The sequence below is a fragment of the Moorena sp. SIO3I6 genome (assembly GCF_010672095.1).
On sequence record NZ_JAAHHU010000677.1, the window covers coordinates 1 to 2,463 of the forward strand.

The 2,463-nt window shown below is 42.7% G+C and carries 1 protein-coding gene; it reads right to left on the minus strand.

Going from position 1 to position 2,463, the window contains the following annotated elements; genetic code table 11:
* Positions 1-275: 275 nt before the first annotated feature.
* Positions 276-2,060, minus strand: coding sequence for an IS1634 family transposase (locus F6K49_RS41310; protein ID WP_293106894.1), 1,785 nt, complete (start codon positions 2,058-2,060; stop codon positions 276-278).
* Positions 2,061-2,463: the final 403 nt, after the last annotated feature.

Consider the following 2,463-nt stretch of genomic DNA (forward strand, 5'->3'; position numbering starts at 1 on the left):
GTTTAATAGCTCGTTTTCCTCTTCCCAAGGATTCCTAGTTGACAATTCCGTTTCACTTCATTGTCCCGCTATCATCCCGACGCTCACCCTATCGGGTAGAGCGCGGGGCTTCTCGCGGATCAGCTAACCCCTAACCGCGCTTCGGCTGGCATTATCTTTAACTGTTTTCAGCTCTCTTACCTACTGTTCCGGAAAATTCTTACTTATGACTGAAGTTCCTCGTTGACAAAATGGCACAACCTATGCATGGCTTGGGATTTCCGATTTTCTATCCGTCATTTACTGGGTACAAACAGAGAAACATTAAGTAAATCTAAAGCCTTTTGTTGGACTGGTGTAGGTTGAGTAATTTTCAAAAAAGTCAGATCAGCTCCCTCTAATTTAGAACGAATTGTGTTAAGAGTAATTGTCCCCAGATCAGCCATCAAAGTTGAAAAGCTATGTACAGGCAAATTCTGGGATGTCTTCTTTCTACGAGCTTTGGATAAAGCCTTTTTTGAACGTTTGACAGGAGTTACCCCATCCCAATCGATAGGAGTGTCATCCTCATCCTCAAACAAAATCGGCCCATTAGCTTGTTTCATGTGCCATTCCACATAATAAGCCAGCATACAAAGAAAAACGTGAGATTTCACTCGGCTTTCAAGGTGATGAGAAATGGGACGTACTTTTAAATCCATAGTCTTATAAGAACGAAAAGCCTGTTCAACTTGAGACAGACTTTTGTAAGCTTTGACCGTCCTTGGAGCATCTAAAACTTCCGCCTCTACAGAAGTGCGAATTACATACAATCCATCTAAGGCGGCGGCGACTTTTAAGTCTTGTGGCTTGCGGGAGTATGAAAAGCTGTTGTTCGTGATTTCCAGTTCAAAGAACTTACCGACTCGATACTTATTAATCACCTTACCGACTCGGATCCCAATTTGCTCGGCTCCTTTCAAAGCTCTTTTTTTTCGGAGAGTTGCTTGGACAATTTTTTCTAATTCTTCTTCAGTTTTTTGTAAGAGTTTTTCTCGTTTTTGTGCGCTTTGTTCAGCCGTCAAAGGGTTGCGACAAGCAATTAATCTTTCCCCCTGATAATCAACCGATTCAACCTCAACTAAATTCTGTTCATCAAACAACCCCAGTTGAATCACCTCTTGCTGGGCGAGTTTTTTGATTTGAGGGGCTGTCAAAGCGGTAATCCAATTCTTATCCTCCCCAGAAGACAATTCTTGGTCTATTCTCGTCTGAGTAATCATTCCTCTATCTCCGACCCAGATAATTCTTGATAGTCCAAAGCGATCACGGACTTTTTCGATTTGTTTTGCCAAGGTCGTTGTATCGGATGTATTTCCTTCAAAGACTTCTACTGCTATGGGACATCCTTCTCGGTTACACAGTAAGCCAAATACTATTTGTAGTTTTCCTCTCTTTTTGTCTCGACTATAACCGTATTTGGCTAGGGGACAGGTTTTTCCTTTCGGCAAAGCCGTTCGCGTAGCGTGGCCTACGGCCTCCGCTTCGCGAACAAAGTAGGTAGAACTGATGTCGTACAGAACTAATGAACCCTCTTCTAAATGCTTTTTCGCCAGTTCATTTTCAATGGATGCTTGTCGGACTAGTAACCAATCTAAAGCCTCATATAAGTCATCCTCCAATGCTGATTCTAACCCGAGGATATGGCTCAAAGATGAACAACAAGTTTTCCAATTTAATCCCCTCGCCGTTGCCAATTTTGAGCGAGGCTCAATAATTCTGGCTACTATCATTGCTATGATTAAAGAGCGATTTTTTGAGGGGTTTGAGTCGAGCAGCTCTGGAACTCCCAGTTTGTTAAGAGTTCCTAATACCGCAGATACATGACCATGAGGTAAGCTGCGAATAATTTGAAAAGCCTCTCCATAGTTTTCAATTGCGACTCCTCCTTTCAGAACAATACGCAAATTTTCGATCACATCATCAGGTAATTTGGACAAATTAGCAAGGGTGCGTTTACGAACTTTATTTCCCTCTCGGTATGATTCTCTGAGAAGGACGGCAGGAGGAGAATTTCTGTTAGGAACACGTTCTATATACATGACTACATTATAGCCGAAGTTCCCCCAACCAAAATCTTAAGAAAATCGGAAAATTACATGGGCACACAAGGGTCAGGCTAAATCACGCTTATCCCTTATGGGGATAGCCTTTCCTGGGTAGAGTAGTACAAATGTACAGGGGAACTTCAGTTATGATGAGAGTTAGGGCGAGAGCAGATCAAAAAATTGGCCAAAACTTTGATCTCATCGATAATCCTACCCTCCCTTGCTTGGGATGTTCACAAGAAACCTGAAGATAGGACAGGTTTCTACTCCCAGTTTTTTTGTTAACCCAGGTTATGCCTCGCCTACAATAGGCGAGGTATCGACAGCTTAAGCGCCCCGTTTGAGAGAACGCTCTACTTGGGAAAATTCCTGCTCTAGACGATCCTTCACCTTTTTC